Annotated in this window: 18 protein-coding genes; 13 read left to right on the top strand and 5 right to left on the bottom strand. The window is 72.0% G+C overall.

Features of this window, described 5'->3' with window-relative positions:
- The 6 genes from ACF068_RS15830 to galE all read left to right on the top strand — a co-directional run.
- On the top strand, positions 1–3,621 hold a 3,621-nt coding region (locus ACF068_RS15830; protein ID WP_392274793.1), incomplete at its 5' end, for a ribonuclease E/G.
- Between the two features lie 398 nt (positions 3,622–4,019).
- Positions 4,020–5,147, top strand: a complete 1,128-nt coding sequence (locus ACF068_RS15835) for a DegT/DnrJ/EryC1/StrS family aminotransferase (protein ID WP_392274794.1) — start codon at positions 4,020–4,022, stop codon at positions 5,145–5,147.
- Complete coding sequence (locus ACF068_RS15840; protein WP_392274795.1) at positions 5,144–6,157, top strand: Gfo/Idh/MocA family protein; 1,014 nt, start codon at positions 5,144–5,146, stop codon at positions 6,155–6,157. The genes ACF068_RS15835 and ACF068_RS15840 overlap by 4 nt, the downstream gene beginning before the upstream one ends.
- Entirely contained in the window at positions 6,154–7,782 is a 1,629-nt protein-coding gene (locus ACF068_RS15845; protein WP_392274796.1) for a glycosyltransferase family 2 protein, read from the top strand. Before ACF068_RS15840 ends, ACF068_RS15845 begins: the two co-directional genes overlap by 4 nt.
- Complete coding sequence (locus ACF068_RS15850) at positions 7,779–9,062, top strand: nucleotide sugar dehydrogenase (RefSeq protein WP_392274797.1); 1,284 nt, start codon at positions 7,779–7,781, stop codon at positions 9,060–9,062. The genes ACF068_RS15845 and ACF068_RS15850 overlap by 4 nt, the downstream gene beginning before the upstream one ends.
- A gap of 84 nt (positions 9,063–9,146) precedes the next feature.
- Positions 9,147–10,115: a UDP-glucose 4-epimerase GalE gene (gene galE, locus ACF068_RS15855; protein ID WP_392274798.1), complete on the top strand. Its 969-nt coding sequence runs from the start codon at positions 9,147–9,149 to the stop codon at positions 10,113–10,115.
- A gap of 69 nt (positions 10,116–10,184) precedes the next feature.
- Here galE and ACF068_RS15860 read toward each other — a convergent pair whose 3' ends face one another.
- The 4 genes from ACF068_RS15860 to ACF068_RS15875 form a co-directional block, all read right to left on the bottom strand.
- On the bottom strand, positions 10,185–12,317 hold the full coding sequence (locus ACF068_RS15860; protein ID WP_392274799.1) for a glycosyltransferase family 1 protein: 2,133 nt from the start codon (positions 12,315–12,317) through the stop codon (positions 10,185–10,187).
- Positions 12,314–13,690 carry a glycosyltransferase gene (locus ACF068_RS15865; protein ID WP_392274881.1) on the bottom strand — a complete coding sequence of 459 codons (1,377 nt, stop codon included), beginning with the start codon at positions 13,688–13,690 and terminating at the stop codon, positions 12,314–12,316. The genes ACF068_RS15860 and ACF068_RS15865 overlap by 4 nt, the downstream gene beginning before the upstream one ends.
- Positions 13,691–13,803: 113 nt before the next feature.
- Positions 13,804–14,907 carry a non-hydrolyzing UDP-N-acetylglucosamine 2-epimerase gene (gene wecB, locus ACF068_RS15870; RefSeq protein WP_392274800.1) on the bottom strand — a complete coding sequence of 368 codons (1,104 nt, stop codon included), beginning with the start codon at positions 14,905–14,907 and terminating at the stop codon, positions 13,804–13,806.
- Between the two features lie 244 nt (positions 14,908–15,151).
- A complete protein-coding gene (locus ACF068_RS15875) occupies positions 15,152–15,553 on the bottom strand; it encodes an NTP pyrophosphohydrolase (RefSeq protein WP_392274801.1) in 402 nt (133 codons plus the stop codon).
- Between the two features lie 136 nt (positions 15,554–15,689).
- Between ACF068_RS15875 and ACF068_RS15880 the strand changes: the two genes are divergently transcribed.
- Positions 15,690–16,832, top strand: a complete 1,143-nt coding sequence (locus ACF068_RS15880; RefSeq protein ID WP_392274802.1) for a hypothetical protein — start codon at positions 15,690–15,692, stop codon at positions 16,830–16,832.
- Positions 16,833–16,922: 90 nt separating this feature from the next.
- Here the strand turns inward: ACF068_RS15880 and ACF068_RS15885 are convergent, their stop codons facing one another.
- Positions 16,923–17,525, bottom strand: a complete 603-nt coding sequence (locus ACF068_RS15885) for an acyltransferase (protein WP_392274803.1) — start codon at positions 17,523–17,525, stop codon at positions 16,923–16,925.
- A gap of 292 nt (positions 17,526–17,817) precedes the next feature.
- On the opposite strand from ACF068_RS15885, the gene rplU reads away from it, so the two are divergent.
- The 6 genes from rplU to ACF068_RS15915 all read left to right on the top strand — a co-directional run bounded on the left by rplU (position 17,818) and on the right by ACF068_RS15915 (position 26,172).
- Positions 17,818–18,138, top strand: a complete 321-nt coding sequence (rplU, locus tag ACF068_RS15890; RefSeq protein WP_017944922.1) for a 50S ribosomal protein L21 — start codon at positions 17,818–17,820, stop codon at positions 18,136–18,138.
- Positions 18,139–18,152: 14 nt separating this feature from the next.
- Complete coding sequence (rpmA, locus tag ACF068_RS15895; RefSeq protein WP_156694431.1) at positions 18,153–18,410, top strand: 50S ribosomal protein L27; 258 nt, start codon at positions 18,153–18,155, stop codon at positions 18,408–18,410.
- A gap of 102 nt (positions 18,411–18,512) precedes the next feature.
- The gene (obgE, locus tag ACF068_RS15900; protein ID WP_392274804.1) at positions 18,513–19,949 is read left to right on the top strand and encodes a GTPase ObgE; all 1,437 of its coding nucleotides are present in this window, start codon (positions 18,513–18,515) and stop codon (positions 19,947–19,949) included.
- Between the two features lie 220 nt (positions 19,950–20,169).
- Positions 20,170–22,194: a glycosyltransferase family 4 protein gene (locus ACF068_RS15905; RefSeq protein ID WP_392274805.1), complete on the top strand. Its 2,025-nt coding sequence runs from the start codon at positions 20,170–20,172 to the stop codon at positions 22,192–22,194.
- 165 nt (positions 22,195–22,359) lie between these two features.
- Positions 22,360–23,859 (top strand): SDR family NAD(P)-dependent oxidoreductase, encoded by a 1,500-nt coding sequence (locus ACF068_RS15910; RefSeq protein ID WP_392274806.1) that lies wholly within the window; start codon positions 22,360–22,362, stop codon positions 23,857–23,859.
- A 168-nt stretch (positions 23,860–24,027) separates the two neighbouring features.
- Positions 24,028–26,172 carry a hypothetical protein gene (locus tag ACF068_RS15915; RefSeq protein WP_392274807.1) on the top strand — a complete coding sequence of 715 codons (2,145 nt, stop codon included), beginning with the start codon at positions 24,028–24,030 and terminating at the stop codon, positions 26,170–26,172.
- The last annotated feature ends 192 nt before the right edge of the window (positions 26,173–26,364 follow it).

Raw genomic sequence — 26,364 nt, forward strand, 5'->3', positions numbered from 1 at the left:
GAGGCCCCCGTCGTCGAGGAGCCGCAGGGCGCCGAGGCGCCGGCTGTGGAGGCGCCCGTGGCCGAGGAGCCGGAGGCCGCTCCGGCGCGTCCGCGTCGTCGTGCCACCCGTAAGGCGACCGCTCCGGCGGGTGCCCCGCAGACCGCCGAGACGCCCGCCGCCGAAGAGCCGCAGGCTGCGGAGGCACCGGTCGCCGAGGCCCCCGCCGCCGAGGCCCCGGCCGCCGAGGAGGCCGAGTCCGCCGCCCCGCGCCGGACCCGTCGCCGCGCCACCCGCAAGGCCACCGCCCCCGCGGGCGCACCCCAGGTCCGGGAACAGGACGCCGAGGACGCCGAGGGCACCGTGGCCGCCGAGACCGGCGAGGGCCTGCCGGCCGACACCGTCGCGCAGATCTCCTCCGGCGAGGCCGGAGCCGAGGTCGCCGCCGCCGAGGAGGCCGCCACCCGCGGCCGTACGCGCCGCCGCGCCGCCGCCCCGCAGTTCACCGCCGAGCCGGCGAAGAAGCCCGAGCAGTCCCGCGGCCGCCGTGCCGCGCGGCCCGCCGTGCCCGTCTTCCAGGCCCCGGTCTTCACCGAGCCGATGTTCCAGACCCCGGAGACCGCCGCCGCCGCGGCCGCCGCCGAGGCCGCCGTGCGCGAGGAGGCCGACGAGGTGGAGGAGGTCGAGGAGGTCACCGAGACCGCCGCTCCGGCCCCCGCCCGGGCCGCCGAGCAGCCGGAAAGCGGTGGCCGCCGCCGTCGCCGCCGCCGGGGTGAGCCCGCCGAGGCCGCCGAGGCCGAGCCGGTCCGCACCGCCCCCGCCCCCGAGCCGCGGGCCGAGGCCGAGGAGGAGCCCGAGGCCGAGGCCGAGGAGGAGGCCGCCGAGGGCGAGGACACCGACGAGTTCGGTGACCGCCCCTCCCGCCGCCGCCGTCGCGGTGGCCGCCGCCGTCGTCGCGGCGAGGCCGCCGAGGGCGAGGAGGCCGAGGAGGGCTCCCGCGCCGAGGCCGAGGGCGCCGACCAGGACGCCGAGGACGAGGAGCAGGACGAGGAGGCCGAGGAGCACGAGGGCGGCACCCCGTCCGCCGCCGGCACCAGCAGCTCGCGCCGTCGCCGCCGCCGTCGCCGCCGCAGCGGTGACGCCGGCCCGGACGCGGAGCCGACCGCCGAGGACGACGGCGTCCGTACGGTCGTCAAGGTCCGCGAGCCGCGCCCCGCGCGGGAGAAGGCCGAGCCGTCCGACGAGGTGCAGTCCATCAAGGGCTCGACCCGTCTGGAGGCGAAGAAGCAGCGCCGCCGCGAGGGCCGCGAGCAGGGCCGTCGCCGGGTGCCGATCATCACCGAGGCGGAGTTCCTGGCGCGCCGCGAGGCCGTCGAGCGCGTGATGGTCGTCCGCCAGAGCGGCGAGCGCACCCAGATCGGCGTCCTCGAGGACAACGTGCTCGTCGAGCACTATGTCAACAAGGAGCAGGCCACCAGCTACGTCGGCAACGTCTACCTGGGCAAGGTCCAGAACGTGCTGCCGTCCATGGAGGCCGCGTTCGTCGACATCGGCAAGGGCCGCAACGCCGTCCTGTACGCCGGTGAGGTCAACTTCGAGGCGCTCGGCATGGCCAACGGGCCGCGCCGCATCGAGACCGCGCTCAAGTCCGGCCAGTCCGTCCTCGTCCAGGTGACGAAGGACCCGATCGGCCACAAGGGCGCCCGCCTCACCAGCCAGGTCTCGCTGCCCGGCCGCTACCTGGTCTACGTGCCCGAGGGCTCGATGACCGGTATCAGCCGCAAGCTCCCCGACACCGAGCGGGCCCGGCTGAAGACCATCCTCAAGAAGATCGTCCCCGAGGACGCGGGCGTCATCGTGCGCACCGCCGCCGAGGGCGCGAGCGAGGACGAGCTGCGCCGTGACGTCGAGCGTCTCCAGGCGCAGTGGGAGGACATCCAGAAGAAGGCGAAGAGCGGCAACGCCCCGACCCTCCTCTACGGTGAGCCCGACATGACCGTCCGGGTCGTCCGCGACATCTTCAACGAGGACTTCTCGAAGGTGATCGTCAGCGGCGACGAGGCGTGGAGCACCATCCACGGGTACGTGTCCCACGTCGCGCCCGACCTGGCGGACCGGCTCCAGCGCTGGACGTCCGAGACGGACGTCTTCGCGACGTACCGGATCGACGAGCAGCTTATGAAGGCGCTGGACCGCAAGGTCTGGCTGCCGTCCGGCGGTTCGCTGGTGATCGACAAGACCGAGGCCATGATCGTGGTCGACGTCAACACCGGTAAGTTCACCGGCCAGGGCGGCAACCTGGAGGAGACCGTCACCAGGAACAACCTGGAGGCGGCCGAGGAGATCGTGCGCCAGCTGCGGCTGCGCGACCTCGGCGGCATCGTCGTCATCGACTTCATCGACATGGTGCTGGAGTCCAACCGGGACCTGGTGCTGCGGCGTCTGCTGGAGTGCCTGGGCCGGGACCGCACGAAGCACCAGGTCGCCGAGGTCACCTCGCTGGGCCTGGTCCAGATGACCCGCAAGCGGGTGGGCCAGGGCCTGCTGGAGTCCTTCTCCGAGACCTGCGTCCACTGCAACGGCCGTGGCGTGATCGTGCACATGGAGCAGCCGACGTCCGCCGGTGGCGGTGGCAACGGCTCCAAGCGCTCCAAGAAGCGCGGGCGCGCCGCCGAGGCGGAGCCGGAGACGGCCGTCGCCGAGGCGGAGTCCACGACGGCCGAGGCCGAGGTGGAGACCGAGGCCGAGCTCGCGGCGGAGGTCGCCGCCCCGGTGGCGGTCGAGGAGCCGTTCCGTCCGGACGAGGAGCTGTACTCCAGCGTCGCGGAGGCCGAGGCGGCCGCCGGCCGTGGCCGTTCCCGCCGCCGGGCGTCCCGCAAGGCGTCCGCCCCGGCCGGTGCGCCGAAGGCCGCCGCGGAGCCCGAGCCGCACCTGGGCGTCGCCGAAGTGGCCCCCGAGGCCATCGAGGTGGAGGCGCTTCCGGCACTCGCCACCGCCGCCGAGGAGGCGGCCGCCTCGGAGGCGCCGCAGGGCCGCACCCGTCGGCGCGCCACCCGCAAGGCGTCCGCCCCGGCGGGCCCGCCGAAGCCGGTGGAGGCCGAGCAGCCCGCGCCCGTCGAGGCCGCGCCCGTCCAGCCGGAGCCGGTCGAGGCCGAGCAGGCCGAGGAGCCGCGCCCCGAGCAGGCCGAGGAGCCGCGCCCCGCCGCCGAGGAGGCCCCCGTGGCCGCCCCGCCGCGTGCGCGCCGCCGGGTGGTCCGCAAGGTCACCGCGCCGGCCGCTTCCCCGGCGGGTGCCGCCGAAGCCGCGGTCATCGTCGTGAGCAGCGGCTCCCCGGCACGGACCACGGCCGACGAGACCCCGGAGCCGGCGACGGCACCGGAGGCCGGGGCCACCGAGGCGGAGGCCACCGGGGCGGAGACCACCGGGGCCGAGGCGCCGGTGAAGAAGGCCGCGGCCCGCAAGACCGCCAAGAAGGCCACGGCGAAGAAGGCGCCCGCCAAGAAGACGGCCGCCAAGAAGACGACCACGGCCAAGACGACCACGGCCAAGAAGACCGCGGTCAAGAAGACGGCCACCAAGTCGGCGAAGACGGCGAAGGCCGCCACGTCGGCACCGAAGGAGACCGCCACGGCCGAGCAGTAGGCGGCCCGCCCCGAGGACGCCGGGCCCCCGGGCCCGGCGTCCTCGGGTGGTCCGACCGCCGAACAGTTGGTGAGCGACCGTGGAACGTTCCTCGTTCCGCCCCGCATAACCCCGGGGCGGAACCGGGATTTTGTTTCGGAATCGATGCCTCCAACGGTTAACGGCCCCGAAATTGACCAGGAAATTCCTGATAATGTGACGCCGGTCGCTGCCGTCGGCGGGCCCCGCCCGAAGACTACGGTCGGTGACCGACCCGGTTCCGGGACAGACCGGTCCCAGCATTCCTCGGTAGGGCGTCGGCATCGCGCCGGAGGGGTAAGCGCGGCCTTGATAGCCTCCGCGGGCACCCTTCAGACCTCTGCCACAAAGAGCTCTTGCGGTGTTCAAGGAGGACGTCCATGCCGAGCATCAACGAGCAGCCCATCCCCGCTGCCCGCCCGGTCATCGGTGAAGAAGAGATCGAGGCCGCCGTACGCGTACTGCGCACCGGCCGCGTCGTACAGGGCCCCGAAGTGGCCGCCTTCGAGGAGGGATTCTCCGAGCTGGTCGACGGGCGCCACTGCGTCGCCGTCAACTCCGGTACGTCGGCGCTGCACCTCCTTCTGATGGCGCTGAACATCGGCCCGGGCGACGAGGTGATCGTCCCCTCCTTCTCGTTCGCCGCCTCGGCGAACGCGGTCCGCCTCGTGGGCGCCGACGTCGTCTTCGTCGACATCGAGGCCGACAGCTTCAACATCGACCCGGCTGCCGTCGAGGCCGCCATCACCCCGCGCACCGCCGCGATCATGCCGGTCCACATCTACGGCAACCCGGCCGCCATGGACAAGATCATGGCCATCGCGGACAAGCACAAGCTCGCGGTCGTCGAGGACGCCTGCCAGGCCCACGCCGCGGCGCTCCACGGAACCCCGGTCGGCGCCTTCGGCTCCGGCGGCACGTTCAGCTTCTACCCGACGAAGAACATGCACTCCCTCGAGGGCGGCATGATCTCCACGGCCGACGCCGAGACCGCCCGCACGCTGCGCCTGCTGCGCAACCAGGGCATGGAGCAGCGGTACGCCAACGAGATCGTCGGCGCCAACATGCGCATGACCGACGTCGCCGCCGCCGTCGGCCGCGTCCAGCTCGCCAAGCTGCACGGCTGGACCGAGACGCGCATCGCCAACGCCGCGTACCTCAGCGAGCACATCACCGCGCCGAACGTCGTGACCCCCGTGGTCGCCGAGGGCGCCCGGCACATCTACCACCAGTACACGATCCGTGTGCGGGGCGGCGAGGGCGCGCGGGACGCCGCGATGGCCAAGCTCACCGAGGCGGGCGTCGGCAACGCCGTGTACTACCCGACGCCCATCCACCGGCTCAAGCCGTACTGGGAGCCGGACCAGAAGGCCGGCCGGAACTGGGACCTGCCCGAGACGGAGAAGGCCGCCGCCGAGGTCGTCTCGCTGCCCGTCCACCCCTCGCTGACCCAGAACGACCTTGAGCGCATCGTCACCGCCGTGAACGCGCTGGGAGAGAACCTGTGACTGCTGCTGGACTGCGGGCCGGCCTGATCGGCCTCGGCTCCATGGGACGCCACCACGCCCGCGTACTGGCCGGGCTGGACGGCGTGACCCTCGTCGGCGTCGTCGACCCGATGGGCGACAAGAACGGCTGGGCCCAGGGCGCACCCGTCCTCGCCACCGTCGAGGAACTGATCGCGCTGGGCATCGACTACGCCGTCGTCGCCTGCCCGACCGCGCTGCACGAGGAAGTCGGCCTGAAGCTCGCCGACGCCGGTGTCCACGCGCTGATCGAGAAGCCGGTCGCCGACACCGTCGACGGAGCCCGCCGCCTCGTCGAGGCGTTCGAGTCGCGGAGCCTGGTGGCCGGCGTCGGCCACATCGAGCGCTGCAACCCCGCGCTGCGGTCCCTGCGTTCCCGCCTGGAGGCCGGTGAGCTGGGCGAGGTCTTCCAGGTCGTCACCCGCCGCCAGGGTCCCTTCCCGCACCGCATCGCGGACGTCGGCGTGGTCAAGGACCTCGCCACCCACGACATCGACCTGACGGGCTGGGTCACCGGCCAGCAGTACACGTCGATCGCCGCGCACACGGTGTCCAAGTCCGGCCGCCCGCACGAGGACATGGTCTCCGCCGTCGGCCAGCTCTCCGACGGCACGATGGTCAACCACCTCGTCAACTGGCTGAGCCCGCTGAAGGAACGCTTCACGTCGGTCACCGGTGAGAAGGGCTGCTTCATCGCGGACACCCTCACCGCCGACCTCACGTTCTACTCCAACGCCGCCATCGCCACCGAGTGGGAGGCGCTGCGCGCGTTCCGCGGGGTGTCCGAGGGCGACATGATCCGTTACGCGATCCCCAAGCGCGAGCCGCTGCTCGTCGAGCACGAGCTGTTCCGGGACGCCGTCCTCGGCAAGGGCGACGACATCTGCACGCTGCGCCAGGGTCTGCGTACGGTGGAGGTGGCCGCGGCCGTCCTCGACTCCGCCGACCGCGGTGTCACCGTGCGGCTCACCCCGGAGGACGTGGCCAGTTGACCACACCCGATGTCACCGTCGTGGTAGCCGTGTACAACACGATGCCGTACCTCACCGAGTGCCTGAACTCGCTGGTGGGGCAGAGCATCGGGCTGGACCGGCTCGAGGTCGTGGCCGTCGACGACGGCTCGACCGACGACAGTGGCCGGGAACTGGACCGCTTCGCGGAGAAGTACCCGAACACTGTCAAGGTGATCCATCAGGCCAACTCCGGTGGCCCGGCCGCTCCCAGCAACCGGGCCCTGGAGCTGGCCACCGGTCGTTACGTGTACTTCATCGGGTCCGACGACTACCTGGGCAGCGAGGCCCTGGAGCGCATGGTGGCCTGTGCCGACGAGCACGGCTCCGACGTCGTCGTCGGCAAGATGGTCGGCACCAACGGCCGTTACGTCCACCAGGCGCTCTACAAGAAGAGCGACCCGGACGTGTCGCTGTACGACTCGGCCCTGCCGTTCACGCTGGCCAACACCAAGCTCTTCCGCCGCGAACTGGTGGAGAAGCACGGCTTGCGCTTCCCCGAGGACCTGCCGGTCGGCTCCGACCAGCCGTTCACCATCGAGGCGTGCGTACGGGCCGCGAAGATCTCGGTCCTGGCGGACTACACGTACTACTACGCGGTCAAGCGCGGCGACGCCAGCAACATCACCTACCGGGCGAACCACCTGGCCCGGCTCCGCTGCACCGAGCGGATCATGCACTTCACGGCCTCGCTCATCGAGCCGGGCCCGCAGCGTGACGCGGTCCTCAAGCGCCACTTCACCTGGGAGCTCGCCAAGCTGATCCAGGACGACTTCCCGGCGCTGGACGCGGTGACCCGGACCGAGGTGTGCGCGGGCATCGCGCAGCTTGCGGACGCGTACTTCACCGACGAGCTGCGCGACGCGATGGACGTCAAGCGGCGGGTCCGGATCTGCCTGGCCCGGCGCGGCGCCGTCGACCTGCTCGTGCGGGCCATCGAGGACGAGGCCGAGCACGGCTCGCCGCCGCTGCTGCTGGAGGACGGGCGGGCGTTCGTCCGCTACCCCGGCTTCCGCGACCCGGCCGTGGGGCTGCCCGACCGGGCCTTCGAGGTGATCGGCGAGTCCGTTCCCGGCCGGCTGGCCGAGGGCACCTCGCTGGTCGCGGCCGAGTGGGACCAGAACGGCGACGACATGGCCGTCGGCCTGACGGTACGGCTCGGGCTGGCCGGCGAGACCGGCTCCGCCGTCGTGAGGCTCGCCACCAGGGCCATGCCGAAGAGCGCCGACAAGCCCGGCGCCCGGCGGCTCCCGGTGGGCCACGAACTCCCCGCCCCGGTGGGCGAGTTCACCCGCAAGCCGACCGAGGACGGCGAGGGCACCCTGCTGACCGCGCGCATCCCGGTCCCCCCGAAGAGCGCCAAGCTCGGCGTGCGCGTGTACGCCGACGTGGCAGGCTCGACGTACGAGGTCCCCGTGCCGGTCAACGGCAGACCGCTGCCCCTGGCCCGGCGCTGGCGGGAGAGGATCCCGTACCGGATCTCCGCCAACGCCAACCCCAAGGGGCGGCTGGTCATCACCACGGCTCCGCTCTGGGAGCCCTCGCTCGGCGTGGGCAAGCGACTGCGTCAACTGATGTCCCGTGTGAAGAGGAAACTGACCCGATGAATATCTGTGTAGTCGCGCTCGGCAAGATCGGCCTGCCGCTCGCCGTGCAGTTCGCCGCCAAGGGCCACAAGGTCATCGGCGCCGACGTCAACGAGAAGGTCGTCGAGCTGGTCAACGCCGGCACCGAGCCCTTCCCCGGCGAGCACGACCTCGACCGGCTGCTCAAGCAGACCGTCGACGCCGGTCTGCTGTCCGCGACCACCGACACCGCCGCCGCCGTCGCCCAGTCCGAGGCCGTCGTGGTCGTCGTCCCGCTGTTCGTGGACGCCGAGGGCACCCCCGACTTCGGCTGGATGGACTCCGCCACCAAGGCCATCGCCAAGGGCCTGAAGCCCGGCACCCTCGTCTCCTACGAGACGACCCTGCCGGTCGGCACCACCCGCACCCGGTGGGCGCCGATGCTGGAGGAGGGCTCCGGCCTGACCGCGGGTGAGGACTTCCACCTGGTCTTCTCCCCGGAGCGCGTCCTCACCGGCCGCGTCTTCGCCGACCTCCGCCGCTACCCCAAGCTCGTCGGCGGCATCGACGAGGCGTCCGCGAAGCACGGCGTCGAGTTCTACGAGCAGGTCCTCGACTTCGACGAGCGCGACGACCTGCCCCGCGCCAACGGCGTGTGGGACCTGGGCACCGCCGAGGCCTCCGAGCTCGCCAAGCTCGCCGAGACCACCTACCGCGATGTCAACATCGGCCTGGCCAACCAGTTCGCCCGGTTCGCCGACCAGCAGGGCATCGACGTCCTCAAGGTCATCGAGGCCTGCAACAGCCAGCCCTACAGCCACATCCACCAGCCGGGCATCGCCGTCGGCGGCCACTGCATCCCGATCTACCCGCGGATGTACCTGTGGAACGACCCGGAGGCCACCGTCGTGCGCTCGGCCCGCGAGGCCAACGCCGCCATGCCCGAGTACGCCGTCGACCTGCTGGCCGCCGCCTACGGCGACCTCAAGGACGTCAACGTGCTCGTGCTGGGCGCCGCCTACCGCGGCGGCGTCAAGGAGACCGCGTTCTCCGGCGTCTTCGGCACCGTCGAGGCCCTCAAGGCCCGTGGCGCCGTCCCGTACGTCTCCGACCCGATGTACACGGCCGAGGAGCTGGCCGCGCACGGCCTCACCCCGCACCAGGGCGAGAAGGTCACCGCCGCGATCCTCCAGGCCGACCACACCGAGTACAAGGAGCTGGCCGCCGCCGACCTGCCGGACGTCACCGTCCTGGTCGACGGCCGCCGCACCACGGACCCGGCCCGCTGGGAGGGTGTCCGCCGCGTCGTCATCGGCGGCTGAACCCCCGGCCGGTCCCGTACACAACGAACAGAGGCCCTGCCCCGCGCACCCGTGGGGCGGGGCCGGTTTGCAGAGGGTTTCCCCATGACCTGGTTGATCACCGGCGGCGCCGGATTCATCGGCTCCCACGTGGTGAGGGCGATGGCCGAGGGCGGCGAGCGGATCGTCGTCCTGGACGACCTCAGCACCGGCCGCGCCGAGCGGCTCCCCGAGGGCGTCCCCCTGGAGGTCGGCACCGTCCTCGACCGTGACGTCGTCGACCGTGTCCTCGCCGAGCACGCCGTCACCGGCATCGTGCACATCGCGGGCAAGAAGCAGGTGGCCGAGTCGGTCGCCAAGCCGCTGCACTACTACCGCGAGAACGTCGAGGGCCTCCGTACGCTCCTGGAAGGAGCCGTCGGGGCCGGGGTCACCCGGTTCCTGTTCTCGTCGTCGGCCGCCGTGTACGGCATGCCCGACGTGGACCTGGTCACCGAGACCACCCCGTGCGCGCCCATCAACCCGTACGGCGAGACCAAGCTGGCCGGCGAGTGGCTGGTCACGGCCACCGGGCGGACGCACGGCATGGCGACCGCCTCGCTGCGGTACTTCAACGTGGCGGGCGCCGCCACACCCGAGCTGGGCGACGAAGGCGTCTTCAACCTCGTCCCGATGGTCTTCGAGCGGCTCACGGCCGGCGAGCGGCCGCGGATCTTCGGCGACGACTACCCGACGCCCGACGGCACCTGCATCCGCGACTACATCCACGTCGAGGACATCGCCTCCGCGCACGTCGCCGCCGCCCGCCGGCTCGCGGCCGACCCGGACGCCTCGCTGGTCCTGAACATCGGGCGCGGCGAGGGCGTCTCCGTCACGGAGATGGTCGGCATCATCCAGGACGTCACCGGCCGCACCGACGTCGAACCGCTCGTCACCGACCGCCGCCCCGGCGACCCGGCCCGGGTGGTGGCCTCCGCCGACCGCATCGCCGAGGAGCTGGGCTGGAGCGCCCGCCACGGCGTGCGCGAGATGGTCGAGTCCGCGTGGGCGGGCTGGAAGCTGCGCCACCCGTAAGCGGCACGCGTACGGCGAAGGGCCCCGGGATCGCTCCCGGGGCCCTTTTCCGTACGGTCCGGCCCTCGCCTAGCTTTCGCCGAGGAACAGCTTGTCGAAGGCCTGGCTCACGACCGGCCAGTCCCACGTCGACAGCGCGTACTCCGAGGCCAGCTTCCCGGCGTCCTGCCACGCCTCCTCGGTCGCCGTGGTCTCCAGGATCCGCTTCGCGGCCTCCTCCGTGGAGCCCACGACCCAGCCCTCCGGGTACAGCGTGCGGGCGCTGTTGGGCTTGCCCGCGTAGAACGGCCAGTCGCGGGAGACCGGGACGGCGGCGCTCGCCGCGCCCTCCATCAGACCCACGTGGCAGCCCTCACGCACCGACGAGGAGAGGATCACACCGATGTCGGTGAGCGCCGACGGCACGTCGTCGGTGGGGCCGAGCTTCAGCACGACGCCCTCCTCGATCAGCGGGGCGATCTCCTTGTCGAACTGGCGGCGGTAGTCGCGGGTGGCGCGGCTGGTCTTCGGGTTCATGTCGCCGCCCACCAGCAGCAGCCGGTAGCGCTCGTCGTGCTCCCGCACCCGCCGCAGCACGTCCACGGCCCACATCGGGTCCTTGGCGACCTGGCTGATGCCCACCAGACCCAGGTTGAAGCGGGCCTCGGCCGGCTTCGGGCGGCCGAAGCCCGACAGGTCCATGGCGTTGTCGATGAGGTGCGCGCGCGGCGCGCCCTCGCCGCGCAGCATCGGCACCAGCGACTCCACGAGGTCCTTCACGTGCGGGGCGACGTAGATCAGGTCGTCGATCCGCGAGAAGTCCGTCATGTGCGGCCAGCGCGTGAACGCCTCGTAGCTGTGCAGCCGGACCACGATCCGGGTGTCGCCCGGGTCGATCGTCGTCAGCATCGCCGCCGGGCCCACCGACCAGTCCAGGAAGACGGTGTCCGCCCAGTCCAGGTACGGCCGCATCAGCCGCTCGACTTCCTCCTGGTAGGTGCTGGTGCCGCCGGCCAGGCGGTCCTCCAGCACCCGGCGGCCCGCCCAGGCGATCCGCTTGAGCGCCTTCTGCGCCGCCAGGTCCAGGTACCGCAGCTCCACGCCCTCGTGGTTGCCGTACCGGTCCAGGATGTGGTGCAGGAAGTTGTCGTTGGCGCTGGTGGTGACCAGCAGCCGCAGCGGACGGCCCTTCGGCGCCGGAGCCGCCGGGGTCTTGCGCCCCTGCGGGCGCTTCATCACGTCCATGACCTTGGAGCGGTACAGCGGCTCGACGAAGCCCTGCGCGTCCTTGGCCAGCGGCGACGAGAGCTGGTCGATGTGCAGCACCCGGTGGAAGCCCAGGAACAGCGCGCGGTCCAGCGCGAAGGACGCCTTCTCGTGGTCTCCCGCGGCGAACTGGGCGTCGGCGTGCGCGAGCTGGGCGGCGACCGCCTTGTCGAGGTCGCGCGGGTTGAGGCCCTTGCCGAGTTCCTTCATCACGGCCTCGTCCAGCAACTGCGCCTTGAGCCCCAGGTCGGAGATCTTCGACGCGGCGGCGGCGAGCGCCAGGGCGGCACCGCTGGTGCGGCCCGCCCACTGCATGCCCTCGGCCACGTAGCGGGAGGTCGCGATGCGCACCTTGGGCGGCACGCCGGGGGCCGTGACGGCCGTGCGCCACATCCGGGCGCCGACCGTGGAGCGCATCACCGGGCGGGCGGTGGCGTGCCGCATGACCGTGGCGGGCAGCCCGTCCACGGAACGGCGCACGTTCTGCTTGACGACGTCCAGCGGCGGCAGGACGCCCCGGCCGGAGGTGGCGCCCTTCGCCTTGACGCGCTCGACGGCCTTCAGGGCCGGCGCCAGGCCGAAGTGGGCCTCCTCGACGCGGTAGTACTGCGCCAGGCGCCACACCGTGTAGACGGCACCCGCGTCGAGCGCCACCAGGACGTCCGCGTTGCGGGCGAGCCGGCGCAGCCGGCCGTCCCGCTGGGACTGCATCCACACCTTCATGCCGCCGGGCGCCGTACGGGCCTTGCGGCGCAGCGCCGTGCTGCGGAAGTTGAGGTTGCGGGGGAGCTGGTGCGTACCGTCCAGCTCCGTGGCGGCGAGGTCCTCGGCGACCGGATCCAGGTGGAACGTACCGGCGAGGAACGTCTTCGCGCCGGCGGCGCGGAACTTGCGCACCGAGTCGGCGAACACGCCGAGCTGGGGCCGGACGCTGGCGATGAACAGGACGTTGGTCACAGGGACGGTCCTCCGGCGGCGATCTGGTTCTCGGCGAGGGGAGCCGCGTCCGCGGTGTCCGTCTTCCCCGCCCCGAGGGCGGTGAAGTCGTCGATCAGCTGCTTCACGGCGGCGGTCATCAGCGCCTCGCGGGTGAACTGGTCGGCGTGCGCCATGGCTTCGGCGTGCACCTCGTCGCTCGTCTCCACCGCCATGTGGGCGGCCTTGACGAACGACTCGGTCAGGCCCTCCTCGTCGATGCCGACGGCACCCGTCCACAGCGGGTGGCCGCGCAGCACGTTGGAGGCGTCGTGCTCGACGACGTGCGCCGAGACGATCGGCAGGCCGGTCGCCATGTACTCGTAGACCTTGCCGGAGGTGACGTAACGGCCGCCGATGAGGATGAGGACCATCGCGTCCCAGCGGGCGTAGATGGACGCCACCTCGGCCTTGGCGGCGGGGCCGCCGAAGCGTACGCCGTCCACCTCGGCCTGCTTGAGGACCTCGGCGTGCCGGTTCGCCTCGCGGCCCGAGCCGTTGCCGATGTGGCCGCGCACCTCGAAGGTGGCGTTGGCCAGCAGCGGTTCCTTCTCGCGGGCGGCGCGCCAGGCGTTGAGCACGGTCTCCAGGTGCGGGACCGTGAAGTTGACGGTGCCGAGGTAGCCGAAGGCCAGGCCCGCCTCCGGGTTGGCGCGGTGCGCCTTGCCCGGCGAGCTGTCGGCGTCGTAACCGTTGCGCACCACGTGGACGCGGTCGGCGAAGTCGGGGTAGCAGGTGCGGTAGTGCTCCGCGATCGGGTCGTTGACGACCCACAGGGAGAGCGCGTTGTCGAGGATCTTCTGCTCCCAGACGCCCTCGGCGGAGTCGCGGGCGAAGGCCTCGACACCGTCGATGACGTCGATGGACCAGCCGTCGCGGAAGTCCACGGCGTACGGGACCTTCGCCTCCTCCCACAGCTTCCACGCCGCGGCGAGGTTGACGTAGGGGACGCAGCTCGCCAGCAGCAGGTCGGCCGGGTGCTCGGCGTGGACACGGAGCACCGCCTGCTCCAGGTCCTCGCGCCACTCACCGAAGTTCGGCTCGGGGAACGGCTCCATCTGACGACGGCGCAGTCGCGTCACCCACCCGTTCGGGTTGAGTGCGCGCTCCTCGCTGTAGAGACGGATGTCCGTCTCCAGGTCCTCGCGCACCAGGGGCAGTTCGACGATCTTGATCTTCGGGTCGACCTGCTCCAGGAGGGTGAGGTCGACGCCGGAGTCCCTTTCCCAGGACTCCTGCGCGATGGTGACGACGGTGACGTCCCAGCCCTGGTTGATGAACTGGTTCGCGGTCTCGCGCATGCGGTACGCGCAGCTCTTGGCCGCGGGCGGGAAACCGATGGCGAGGTAGATCACATGGGGCCGCTTGCCTGTCGCGGGCAGCCCGGACCTGGGAGACGCTGACATAACCGGTGACGCTAGCACGGTGACATGTACCGAAAAGTGCCTCGTGAGAGGACCTGTCCGGGTCACGCGTGCCGGCTGCCTCCCTTCCACTCTTCCATGATCCGGACAACGTTCTGGGCGGCTCGTCCGTCGCCGTACGGGGTGCCGGGGTCGGCCGTGGGCACCGCGCGGGTGACGGTCGCGGCCCACTCGTCGGCGGACAGCGTGTGCGGGTCGGGAACAAGGACGTTCCAGCCCGTGTCCACGGTTTCGACCCACTCCGTCTCGGGACGGATGGTGGTGGTGATGCGCTCCAGCAGGAACGCTTCCTTCTGGAGGCCGCCCGAGTCGGTGACCACACCGGCGGAGGCGAGCACCGCGGCGACCAGCCCGGCGTACGGCAGCGGACGGCCGACGTGCACCGAGCCGGTGTTCAGCTCGATGCCGTGCTCCTCGGCGCGCGCCACCAGGCGCGGGTGGGCGAGCAGCGCGACGGGGACCGGCAGGCCGGCCAGCGAGTCGAGGATCGCGCGCAGCCGCTCCGGGTCGTCGGTGTTGTCCGGGCGGTGCAGCGTGGCCAGCAGGAACGGCTTCGCCGGGTCGATGCCCTCGGGCAGCACCGGCGCGGGGTGCTTCCCGGCCAGGACGTCGTCCCGGATCTTCAGGCAGATGTCGACCATCACGTCACCGGCCAGCACGGCCCGGTCCTTCAGGCCCTCGTCGGCGAGGTGGCGCATGGCCTCCTCGGTCGGGGCCAGCAGGACGTCGGCGCAGTGGTCGGTCAGGACGCGGTTGTGCTCCTCCGGCATGCGCCGGTTGAAGGAGCGCAGGCCCGCCTCCAGGTGGGCGACCGGCAGGTGCATCTTCACGGCCGAAAGGGCGCCGGCGATGGTGGAGTTGGTGTCGCCGTAGACCAGCACCCAGTCCGGCTTCTCGCGCTCCAGGACCGGGTCGAGCGCGGAGAGCACCGCACCGGTCTGGACGCCGTGGCTGCCGGAGCCGACGCCCAGGTGGACGTCCGGGTCAGGGATGCCGAGGCCGTCGAAGAAGACGTCGGAGAGGTCGGCGTCGTAGTGCTGCCCGGTGTGCACGATGAAGTGCTCGTGCTCCGTCTCGGCGAACGCGGCCGCGATGGGGGCGAGCTTCACCAATTGGGGACGTGCGCCGACGATGCTGATGACTTTCACTGAGCACTCTTCTTCTACTGGGACAGGTCGATGAGGGAGGCGTGCCGTGCCATCGTAGGCAATGGCCGGGATGACCAGGCCCTCGGCCGCACCAAGGGCCGGAACACGCGGGTCCCGCGGGGGTGGTCGGACATGGTCAGAAGGTGCCTGCGCGGCCGTTCGGGCCGGGGATAACGATTCCGTGAACAGTTGACGACGGGGTTTCGCGGCGCGTTCCCGGGGCGTACGGAGGGGGCCGGGCGGCTCAGGGGCCGTCGGCTCCGGGCGCGGGCCGTACGGACCGGGGCCCGAGGGCCGAGGCCCCGTGGGCCGTCACCCGTCGGCGCAGCTCCCGGTCGGCCGTCACCACGACGCACCGGCGCCCCGCGGCGGCCGCCTCGCCCGCCAGCTCCACCATCCGGTCGTCACCGCTGCCCGGCGCCTCGTCGACCCGCACCCCGGGCACCGGCTCCACGCCCCGTGCCCGCCCCTCCACGACCAGGACCACGTCCAGCGGGCCGGGGTACCCGGGCAGGCCACCGGCGGCCAGGGGGACGAGCCGGTCGCGCAGCCGCTCGGCGGCACCACGGCGGTCCCGCCACCAGCCGTCCGGAACCGAACCGACCACGTTCGCGGCGTCGACGACGAGGAGAGTGAGCACGCCCACGAGGGTCCCACGCGGACGGGCTGGTGTGGGCCTTCCGGGGGACGGTGGGAGGGCGGCGAAATGCTATCGTCGCGCAAGCTCGGGGGAGCTGCGCGTGAACTGTTCGAACTGTTCAGGGGAAGGTCGGCGGTGAGCCATGGCGGTGTGGTCCGCGCGTAAGTCCAAGCGTCCTGCGGGCGCGCCGGCGGCCCGTGGCGCCGCCCCGGGCGGCACCCCGCTCCCCGACGCCTCCCTGCCGGCCACCACCGACTGGCTGGTGCGCGGCAAGGACGGCCGCCTCACGGCGTACGCCCCCGTCGAGGGCGCCGTCCTGCGCTGGACCGAGAAGCACCCGGGCGGACCCGAGTGGACCGGCCCCGAGACGATTCCGGCGCCCGGCATCGGCCCGCACGTGTCCATAGCCCAGGGCCCCGACGGTTACGTCCACCTCGTCGGGCTGCGCCGCACGCGCCTCGCGGACGGCACACCCGCCACGGACGTGGTCTTCGCACTCCAGTACCAGTCCGGGCTGGCCGTGCGCGACTGGGCCGTGGTCGGCAACCCGTACCCGAACGACCCCGCGCTCGCCGAGCGGATCGGCCCGCCCGCGGCCGTCGTCGACTCCGAGGGCTCGCTGCACGTCTTCGTGCGCAACGTGGGCGGCGGGATCTGCGGGCGCACCTCGGTGCCGTCCGGCAAGTGGAACAAGTGGGCCGACCTCAAGGGCAGCGGGATCACCGGACCCATCCGCGTGTCGATCACCACCGACGGCCTGATGGAGCTGGTCGCCCCCACCGAGGAGCATGTACTGCGCTGGACGCAGGACACCAAGGGCGTGAAGTTCCAGCGGGCCGACGACATCCCGGCCCGCGCCCGGGCGGACTCGCTGTCCACGGAGTGCACCGGCCCCGGCCGCCTCACCCACTTCTGGCAGGACGCCGACGACGGCACGGTGCGGGCCTGGCGCCCCTCCGACAAGGCCCCGTCGGTCCTCGGCTCCGGCGCGGGCACCGGCCCGGTGGCACTGCTCCGCACCGCCGTCGACGGCCACGACTGCACGATCATGGCCCGCCGGGACGCCGCGACCGGCCGCCCCGCCCTGGCCGCCTACCCCACGGAGGACGAGGCGCTGGGCGCGACCTGGACGCTCACCGGCGAGCCGTGCGTGGGCGCCCCGGCGCTCGCGCTCGACGGGCGCGGCCGTGTGACGATGGCCGCGTTCGGCACGGACGGCGCGCTCCGCGTCGCCCGCCAGAAGCCCGAACCGGGCCTGGCCCTGGCCCCCTGGCACCGCGCCTGAGCCCACCCTCCCGTTGTGGGCATTCGTTCCGCGGGGCGGGCGGGGCCCCGCCGGGCCCGCCTCCTGGCGGTCGGCGGGGCACCCATCCGGTCAGGCGGCGCGTTCCGTGAGCGCGCCGTCCTTCTCGTCGTACAGCGCCCCCGTCCGCGGGCACTCCCACACGCCCGGCTCGCCGTCCCGCTCGACCAGCTTCACGCCGGCCCGGCCGACCCAGCCGACCTGGCGGGCCGGGACGCCCACGACCAGGGCGAAGTCCGGGACGTCCTTGGTGACGACCGCGCCCGCGGCGACCATCGCCCAGCGGCCGATCTCCAGCGGGGCCACGCACACCGAGCGCGCGCCGATCGAGGCGCCGTCGGCGATCCGCACGCCCACGGCCTCCCAGTCGCCGCCGCGCTTCTGCTGGAAGTCGGGGTCGACGGAGCGCGGGTTGTGGTCGTTGGTGAGGACGACCGCGGGGCCGATGAAGACCCCGTCGCCGAGCTCGGCCGGCTCGTAGACCAGCGCGTAGTTCTGGAGCTTGCAGTTGTCGCCCATGCGGACGCCCGTACCGACGTAGGCGCCCCGGCCGATCACGCAGGCCTCGCCGAGCTTCGCGCCCTCGCGGATCTGTGCGAGCTCCCACACACTGCTCCCGGCGCCGATCTCGACGTCGTCGGCGACCTGGGCGGTGGGCTGGACCCTGTAGTTCACTGTGCTCTGCCTTCCGGGATGCGTCTTCGCCCGGCGAGCATACGGGTCCGGCCCGCCCGCGCGGCCGGGCGGGCGCCGCGCGGCCGGTTTGACCCGTGCGGGTGCGGACCGTAACCTTGACCGTCGGCGTGTTTCCATGCGCGCCAACTCCTGAGCACCTCCCTTCCGGCAGGCCGGGCACGGCCCGCCGCTGGAAGAGGCCGCTCATCCCTCGCGGACAGTCACGGGCCTCGCCGGTCCGTGCGGGCGGCTGGCATCAGGAGTTTCCGTTCCGAGCGAGAGAGAGATCCGCGTGTACGCCATCGTGCGCAGCGGTGGTCGCCAGCACAAGGTTGCTGTCGGCGACATCGTTGAGGTTGACAAGATTTCCACTGCCAAGGTTGGCGACACGGTCGAGCTCTCGACCCTGCTCGTTGTCGACGGCGACGCTGTGACCAGCGACCCGTGGGTGCTGGCCGGCATCAAGGTCCAGGCCGAGGTCGTGGACCACCACAAGGGCGCCAAGATCGACATCCTGCGCTACAAGAACAAGACCGGCTACCGCCGTCGTCAGGGCCACCGCCAGCAGTACACGGCGATCAAGGTCACGGCGATCCCCACGGCTGCGAAGTAAGGGACTGAGGAGACATGGCACACAAGAAGGGCGCATCGTCCACCCGGAACGGTCGCGACTCCAACGCTCAGCGGCTCGGCGTGAAGCGCTTCGGCGGTCAGGTCGTCAACGCCGGTGAGATCCTGGTCCGCCAGCGTGGCACCCACTTCCACCCCGGTTCGGGCGTCGGTCGTGGCGGCGACGACACGCTGTTCGCGCTGCAGGCCGGTGCGGTGCAGTTCGGCACCTTCCGTGGCCGCAAGGTCGTGAACATCGTTCCGACCGCTGCCTGATCCACTTTCGCGGAGGCGGACCTCACTTCCCGTACGGGAAGCGGGTCCGCCTTTCGCGTGTTAACACGTAGACATTTCCGCACGTAACTGGAGGCACAGAACATGACCACCTTCGTGGACCGCGTCGAGCTGCATGTCGCCGCGGGTAACGGGGGCCACGGCTGTGCCTCCGTTCACCGTGAGAAGTTCAAGCCGCTCGGCGGCCCCGACGGGGGCAACGGCGGCCGGGGCGGTGACGTGATCCTGGTCGTCGACCAGTCGGTCACCACGCTCCTGGACTACCACCACTCGCCGCACCGCAAGGCCACCAACGGCAAGCCCGGCGAGGGCGGCAACCGCTCCGGCAAGGACGGCCAGGACCTGGTCCTGCCCGTGCCGGACGGCACGGTCGTCCTCGACAAGAAGGGCAACGTGCTGGCCGACATGGTCGGCCACGGCACGTCGTACGTCGCCGCCGAGGGCGGCCGCGGCGGACTCGGCAACGCGGCGCTGGCCTCGGCCCGCCGCAAGGCGCCGGGCTTCGCGCTGCTGGGCGAGCCGGGGCGGTCCGGCGACATCGTCCTGGAGCTGAAGACGGTCGCGGACGTGGCCCTGGTGGGTTACCCCAGCGCGGGCAAGTCGTCGCTGATCTCCGTGCTGTCCGCCGCCAAGCCGAAGATCGCGGACTACCCCTTCACCACGCTCGTGCCGAACCTGGGCGTGGTCACCGCCGGATCGACCGTCTACACCATCGCGGACGTGCCGGGGCTCATTCCGGGTGCGAGCCAGGGGCGTGGGCTCGGCCTGGAGTTCCTGCGGCACGTCGAGCGCTGCTCGGTGCTGGTGCACGTGCTGGACACCGCGACGCTGGAGTCCGACCGTGACCCGGTCACCGACCTCGACGTGATCGAGGAGGAGCTGAAGCAGTACGGCGGCCTCGACGACCGGCCCCGGATCGTCGTCCTCAACAAGATCGACATCCCGGACGGCAAGGACCTCGCGGACATGATCCGCCCGGACCTGGAAGCGCGCGGCTACCGCGTCTTCGAGGTGTCGGCCGTCGCCCACATGGGCCTAAAGGAGCTGTCGTTCGCGCTGGCCGAGATCGTGTCCCAGGCGCGGGCGGCCAAGCCCAAGGAGGAGGCGACCCGGATCGTCATCCGCCCGAAGGCGGTCGACGACGCGGGCTTCACGGTCACGCTGGAGGAGGACGGCCTGTACCGGGTGCGCGGCGAGAAGCCGGAGCGCTGGGTGCGCCAGACGGACTTCAGCAACGACGAGGCCGTCGGCTACCTGGCGGACCGCCTCAACCGTCTGGGCGTCGAGGACGAGCTGATGAAGGCCGGTGCCCGCGCGGGCGACGGCGTGGCCATCGGCCCCGAGGAGGACGCGGTCGTCTTCGACTGGGAGCCCACGATGATGGCGGGCGCGGAGATGCTCGGCCGCCGTGGCGAGGACCACCGCATGGAGGCCCCTCGCCCGGCCGCCCAGCGCCGCAAGGACCGCCAGGCGGAGCGGGACGAGGCGGACCGCGAGTTCGACGGCTTCGACCCCTTCTGATCCCTTTCCCTCAGGAGCCCCGAGCCCCCGTCGCCCCCGTCGGCGGGCGCGCGCCTCACCGCGTGCGTCCACCGGCGGGGGCGTGCCGTTTGGTGCGGCCGAAAAAAGCGCATGAATTCCGGTTTACCTCGCTGCGGCCGGACAACCTGTGGCCAGGGATCACCGTCTTGTCTCCGGGGGCGGGGCCGCAGGTGCCCCGGCTGACTTGAACGGAGCGTTGATGAAGGTCTCCTTCCTCATCCACACCATCTACGGCATCGGCGGCACCATCCGCACCACGCTGAACCTGGCGGAGGAGCTGGCCGGACGGCACGAGGTGGAGATCGTCTCCGTGTTCCGGCACCGGGACGAGCCGCTCTTCGCGATCGACCCGCGCATCACCGTCGTACCGCTCATCGACACCCGCCCCTCCTCGCCCACCAATGAGAGCAAGCACGAGCGGCACCTCCAGCCGGCCGAGCACTTCCCCCGGCACGAGGCGCGCTTCAAGGAGTACAGCCGTCTCACCGACGAGCGCGTCCGCGCGCACTACGCCGGCGCCGGCTCCGACGCCGACGTGGTCATAGGCACCCGGCCCGGACTCGTCGCCTACGTCACCGCGTTCGCACCCGGGGGCGCCGTGCTCATCGGGCAGGAGCACATGACGCACAACCACCACAAGCCCGAGCTGCGCGCCGAGATGGCCGGCTTCCTGCCCCGGCTCGACGCCTTCGTCACCGTCTCCGAGGGGGACGCCGCCACCTGGCGGGCACGGATGCCGCTGCCCGGCACCCGGGTGCTGGCCGTCCCCAACAGCGTTCCGGAGCCGGTCGTCCCGCCCTCCGACACCTCGGGCACCACCATCATGGCGGCCGGGCGGCTGGCCTCCGAGAAGCAGTACCACGTGCTGGTCGAGGCGTTCGCCAAGGTGGTGGCCGTACGTCCGGACTGGACCCTGCGCATCTGCGGCTGGGGCAACCAGAAGGACCGGCTCCGCAAGAAGATCGACGAGCTGGGCCTCTACAACAGCGTGCACCTGATGGGCCCGCGTTCCCCGATCGAGCCCGAGTGGGTCAAGGGCGCCATCGGTGTGTCCACCTCACGCCACGAGTCCTTCGGCATGACGCTGGTCGAGGCCATGCGCTGCGGCCTGCCCGTGGTGTCCACCGACTGCGACTACGGCCCCCGGGAGATCATCAAGGACGGCGAGGACGGCCTGCTCGTCCCCGTCGGCGACGTCGACGCCATCGCCGGCGCGCTGCTCCGGCTGATCGACGACCCCGCGCTCCGCCGCCGCATGGGCGCCGCAGCCGTCGCCAACGGGCGCCGGTTCGATCCGGGCCCGGTGGCCAAGCGGTACGAGGAGCTGTTCGCCGGGCTCGGCGCGGCCGCCACCCAGCGCGCCGGCCTCCCCTCGCGGCCCGCCCCGGCCGCCGCGCCCGCGCCCGGCGCCGTCGCCGACTGCGCCGTGGCCGCCGACGGCACGGTGACCGTGACGCTGCTCACCCCCCGCGAGGGCGCCCGCCTGGTGGCCGACGGCCACGCCTTCCCGTTCGACGAGCACGGCACCGCGACCGTCCCGGCCGGTACGCCGTTCCCGGAGGGCGTCCGTCCGGTCCACCTGGAGCTGCCCGGTGGTACGCGCGAGCCGCTGACCACCCGCGCCATCGACCAGCGCGGGGCGATGCGCGCGGCGGAGCGCCAGGGCGCGGAGGCACCGGTCCGGCAGCTCGTCCCGTACACCAAGGGGGGTGCCCTGCACTTCCGTTGCTGGTCGCGGACCGTGCACGCCGAGGTGGGCGAGGTCCGGGTCCAGGACGGGACGGTCACCCTGTCCGCGCGGCTGTACGGCGCGGCCGCCGGGCCGGCCGGCGAACCGGTCCTGCTGCTGCGGCGGCGCGGCAAGGCCCCCCTGGAGCTGGCCTTCCCCGGCACCCGGGAGGACACCGGCCGCCTCCGTTTCACCTTCTCCTGCACGGCTCCCGCCGCCCGGCAGCAGGACCCCCACGATGTGTGGGACCTGTGGCTCCGGTACGCGCCGGACGCCGGTCCCGTCCGGCTCGCCCGGGTCCTCGACGACATCGTGGAGAAGGGCTCCCTCTTCCCGTACCCCCCGGCCGAGCTGCGCAAGAAGCAGCCGCTGGGGCTGGTGCGCGCCGTCACCAGGAAGCTGGCGGGCAAGCCGCAGGAGCGGGTCGTGGTCAAGGTCTTCCACAGCGCCGCCAACGATCTCGTGCTCAACGTCGTCGACAAGCCCGCCGCGTGATGTCGGTCACCGGAGGTCCGCCGGGGGGCCCGTCCGCTCCCCCTGGCCACACGGTGAACACGGGGTGTCGCGGGGGTGCGGGGCGGTCACCGTCCGCCTTGCGAGACGGTCACGGAGAGTGCGACCATCAGCCCGTCCCCCAGTCGTCGCAAGGTAGGTCGTTCTGTGTCAGCGCCGCATGAAGCCAAGACCCGCACCACAGCCGTCGTGCTCGCCGGCGGTACCGGCCAGCGGGTCGGACTCGCGATCCCGAAGCAGCTGCTGAAGATCGCGGGCAAGGCGGTCATCGAGCACACGCTGACGATCTTCGAGCAGGCCGAGTGCGTCGACGACGTGATCGTGCTGATGGCGCCGGGTTTCGTACCCGACGTCGAGAAGATCATCGCCAAGGCCGGGCTCACCAAGGTCACCCGTGTCATCGAGGGCGGCGCCACCCGCAACGAGACCACCGAGCGCGCCATCCGGGCCCTCGGCGAGGGGCTCGGGGACGGCGAGGACCTCAACGTCCTGTTCCATGACGCGGTGCGTCCGCTTCTGTCACAGCGCGTCATCAAGGACTGCGTCGACGCCCTCGACCGCTACCAGGCCGTCGACGTCGCCATCCCCTCCGCGGACACGATCATCGTCACCCGCACCCACGGCGAGGACGGCGAGTTCATCACCGACGTTCCCGACCGCTCCCGGCTGCGCCGCGGCCAGACGCCGCAGGCGTTCAAGCTGTCCACGATCAGGCGGGCGTACGAGGTCGCCGCCGGCGACCCCAACTTCCAGGCGACGGACGACTGCAGCGTCGTCCTGAAGTACCTGCCGGACGTGCCGATCTACGTCGTCGCGGGCGACGAGTACAACATGAAGGTCACCCAGCCCGTCGACGTGTTCATCGCCGACAAGCTGTTCCAGCTCGCCTCCACCGCGGCCCCGCGCCAGGCCGACGAGGCCGCCTACCGCGAACTGCTGTCGGGCCGCACGCTCGTCGTCTTCGGCGGGTCGTACGGCATCGGCGCCGACATCGCCGCCCTCGCCGAGCGGTACGGCGCCACGGTGTACGCGCTGGGCCGCTCCACCACCGGCACGCACGTGGAGAACCCCGAGCACGTCGAGGAGGCGCTCGCCAAGGCGTACGCCGAGACCGGCCGTATCGACCACGTCATCAACACGGCCGGCGTGCTGCGCATCGGAAAGCTCGCCGAGACCGACAGCGCGACCATTCAGGAAGCGCTGAACGTCAATTACCTGGCGCCCGTCCAGATCGCGCGCGCCGCGTACAAGTACCTGGTCGAGACCAAGGGTCAGCTCCTGCTCTACACCTCCTCCAGCTACACCCGCGGCCGGGCCGAGTACAGCCTTTACTCGTCCACCAAGGCCGCCATGGTGAATCTCACCCAGGCGCTCGCCGACGAATGGGCAGGCGACGGAATCCGGGTGAATTGCGTCAACCCCGAGCGCACCGCCACGCCGATGCGCACGAAGGCGTTCGGCCAGGAGCCCGCCGGATCGCTGCTGTCCTCCGAGGCCGTGGCCCGGACCTCGCTGGACGTGCTGCTTTCCGAGCTCACCGGCCATGTCATCGACGTACGGCAGCAGGACCCCACCCGCGGTGCGAGCGAGGCGTCGGGCTTCGAGCAGGCCTTGGCCTCGGTGCTGGACCGCCAGGAAGATGTGTAATACTCACCAGATGTGTTCTTCGGGCCTCTGTGTCGCATTGTGCGAATGCAGAGGCCCGAGTTCGTAAGAGTCCGTAAGGACTCCGAAAACCGATCCGTGAAGTCCCCCGCCTTCACGAGGTTTTGTCCATGTGAAAAAACCGGCACCCCCTTCTGGAGCAGGTTCCTCGTGATTTCGACCGCCATTCGCCTGGCACGTGTGGGCAGTGCGTCAGAGCTCGCCGCGGCAGTCCTCCTGGGACTGGGTTACCCGTGCGTCATGCTCGCCGCCCTCGTCCCGAACCTCTGGTTCTTCGCGGCCGCCGGTGCCGTGACCTACGTCGCCGACTGGTATCTGCACCAGAAGAACAGCTACCTGGTCAACCGGCTGAACAAGGTCCGGGCCGGTCTGCCGATCCGCTTCCTGCTGCGCCAGCTCCTGCTGATCCTGCTGCTCGCCCGCGAAGGCCTCGCCGAGCAGCCCGTGTTCTACGCGGCGGTCGCCTGCTTCCTGCTCTTCTACGGCCTCCAGGCCCCCCAGGGCGCCCTCGCCACCCTGATCCGGCTGCGCCGGACCATGCCGGTCGTCACCCGCAACATCGACCTCAACGCCGTACGCATCCCGGACGCGCCGCCGCACGCACTGCTCAGCCGCTCCGGCGAGAAGATGCTGCACCTCGACATCCCCGCCATGGCGGGCGTGATCGCCGCGGTCGCCACCGGCCGCAACGCCCTCGGCTACGCGGGCGTCGCGGCGACCCTCGCCCTGGGCCTGCTCTACACCGCGGCCCTCGTCCCGTACCTGCGCCGCAAGCGCCGGGTGCCGGCCGCCGGCGCCGTCCTCAAGGCCGTGGGCACCTGGCTGCGCGAGTACCAGCCGACCGTGGCCCTGTACTTCTCCGGCTCCGACGACTCCGCGTACCAGGTCAACATGTGGCTGGAGACGATGGAGCAGGTCGACGGCCGGCCGCTGGTCATCATGCGCGAGCGCAACCTGGTCGACAAGCTCAACCCCACGTCCGTGCCGGTCCTGTGCGTCCCCGGCGGCCAGCACCTGATGGCCATGGACATGTCCTCGATCCGGGTCACGCTGTACGCCGCCAACGTCGGCAAGAACATCCACATGCTGCGCGTACCGACCATGAAGCACGTCTTCATCGGCCACGGCGACAGCGACAAGCTCGCCAGCGTCAACCCCTTCTCCAAGGTGTACGACGAGGTGTGGACCGCCGGCCGGGCCGGCCGCGACCGGTACGCGCTCGCCGACGTCGGCGTCCGCGACGACGACATCGTCGAGGTGGGCCGCCCGCAGCTCGCGCCGATCGAGACCTGGACGGGCACTCCCCGCAACCCGATCCCGACCATCCTGTACGCCCCCACCTGGGAGGGCTGGGACAACAACCCCGGCAACACCTCTCTGCTGCTGGCCGGCGAGAACATCATGAAGCGGCTGCTGGACGCCCCCCGTCCGGTCCGGGTCATCTACAAGCCGCACCCCTTCACGGGCCTGGTCGACAAGAAGGCCAGGGCCGTCGACGAGCGGCTGAAGAAGCTGGTCGCCGCCGCCAACGCCGAGCGCGCCGCCGACCCCCGCTGGGCGGAGGAGACCGCCGCCGCCCAGACGTCCCAGGCGGCCGCGCGCGCCGAACTGGCCCGTATCGAGGCCCGGATCGCCCAGCTCTCCGCCCCCGGGCGCAAGGGCGGCGACGAGGCCGAGGAGTCCCGCGTCTCGCTCGCCGACCCGCAGCGCCTCGCCGACATCAAGCGGCTGCGGGCCGAGTGGAACGACGCGTACTGGCGCTCCTTCGGCTGGTGGGAGCACAAGGTCGTCACCGGCTCCGAGCCGAAGCTGTACGACTGCTTCAACCAGGCCGACGGCATGGTCTCCGACATCTCCAGCGTGGTGTCCGACTTCATCGCCAGCGGCAAGCCGTACGCGGTGACGGACTCCGCCGGGCTGGGCGCCGACGAGTTCAAGCGCCAGAACACCGCGGTCCGCGCCGCGGTGATCCTCTCCAACGACGCCACCGAGCTCGACGAGCTGCTGGCTGCCGTGGCCGACCCGGCCGCCGACCTCCGGGCGGACGAGCGCAAGCAGCTCAAGCGGTACCTGCTGGGCCCCGACGAGCCCACGTCCATCGAGCAGTTCAACGCCGCGGTACGGGCGCTGTCCGCCAAGGCGGAGGCCCGCAACAACGGCGTCGCGCAGCGGCTGGCCGGCCAGCGGATCGGCGAACTCGACCAGGAGGCCGACGGCGCCGGCGCCGAACCGGCGGAAGCCGCCGCCGACACCGTCGCCGAGAAGGGCGTCCAGGAGGCGACGGTGGCGCACTGAGCCACCGGCGCCCCGCGCGGAGGGCCGCCGGCATCGGCGCCCTCGTGGCGGACCACCGGCTGCCCGCGTAAAGGCGGACGTACACCCCGCGGCCCGTAAGTCCCTCGTCCGAGGCGGACTTACGGGCCGCTGTGCGCGCCGTCACACCCGGCGGCCACGGCGGGGGCACCATGACGGACGACTTTCGTCCGT

This window comes from Streptomyces sp. NPDC016309, from assembly GCF_043077235.1.
Lineage (GTDB): Bacteria > Actinomycetota > Actinomycetes > Streptomycetales > Streptomycetaceae > Streptomyces.

Excerpts from the sequence above, each read along its gene's own strand:
- ACF068_RS15850 (WP_392274797.1), top strand. The coding sequence starts at position 7,779 with ATGAATATCTGTGTAGTCGCGCTCGGCAAGATCGGCCTGCCGCTCGCC.
- galE (WP_392274798.1), top strand. The coding sequence starts at position 9,147 with ATGACCTGGTTGATCACCGGCGGCGCCGGATTCATCGGCTCCCACGTG.
- rpmA (WP_156694431.1), top strand. The coding sequence starts at position 18,153 with ATGGCACACAAGAAGGGCGCATCGTCCACCCGGAACGGTCGCGACTCC.
- ACF068_RS15905 (WP_392274805.1), top strand. The coding sequence starts at position 20,170 with ATGAAGGTCTCCTTCCTCATCCACACCATCTACGGCATCGGCGGCACC.
- obgE (WP_392274804.1), top strand. The coding sequence starts at position 18,513 with ATGACCACCTTCGTGGACCGCGTCGAGCTGCATGTCGCCGCGGGTAAC.
- ACF068_RS15835 (WP_392274794.1), top strand. The coding sequence starts at position 4,020 with ATGCCGAGCATCAACGAGCAGCCCATCCCCGCTGCCCGCCCGGTCATC.
- ACF068_RS15880 (WP_392274802.1), top strand. The coding sequence starts at position 15,690 with ATGGCGGTGTGGTCCGCGCGTAAGTCCAAGCGTCCTGCGGGCGCGCCG.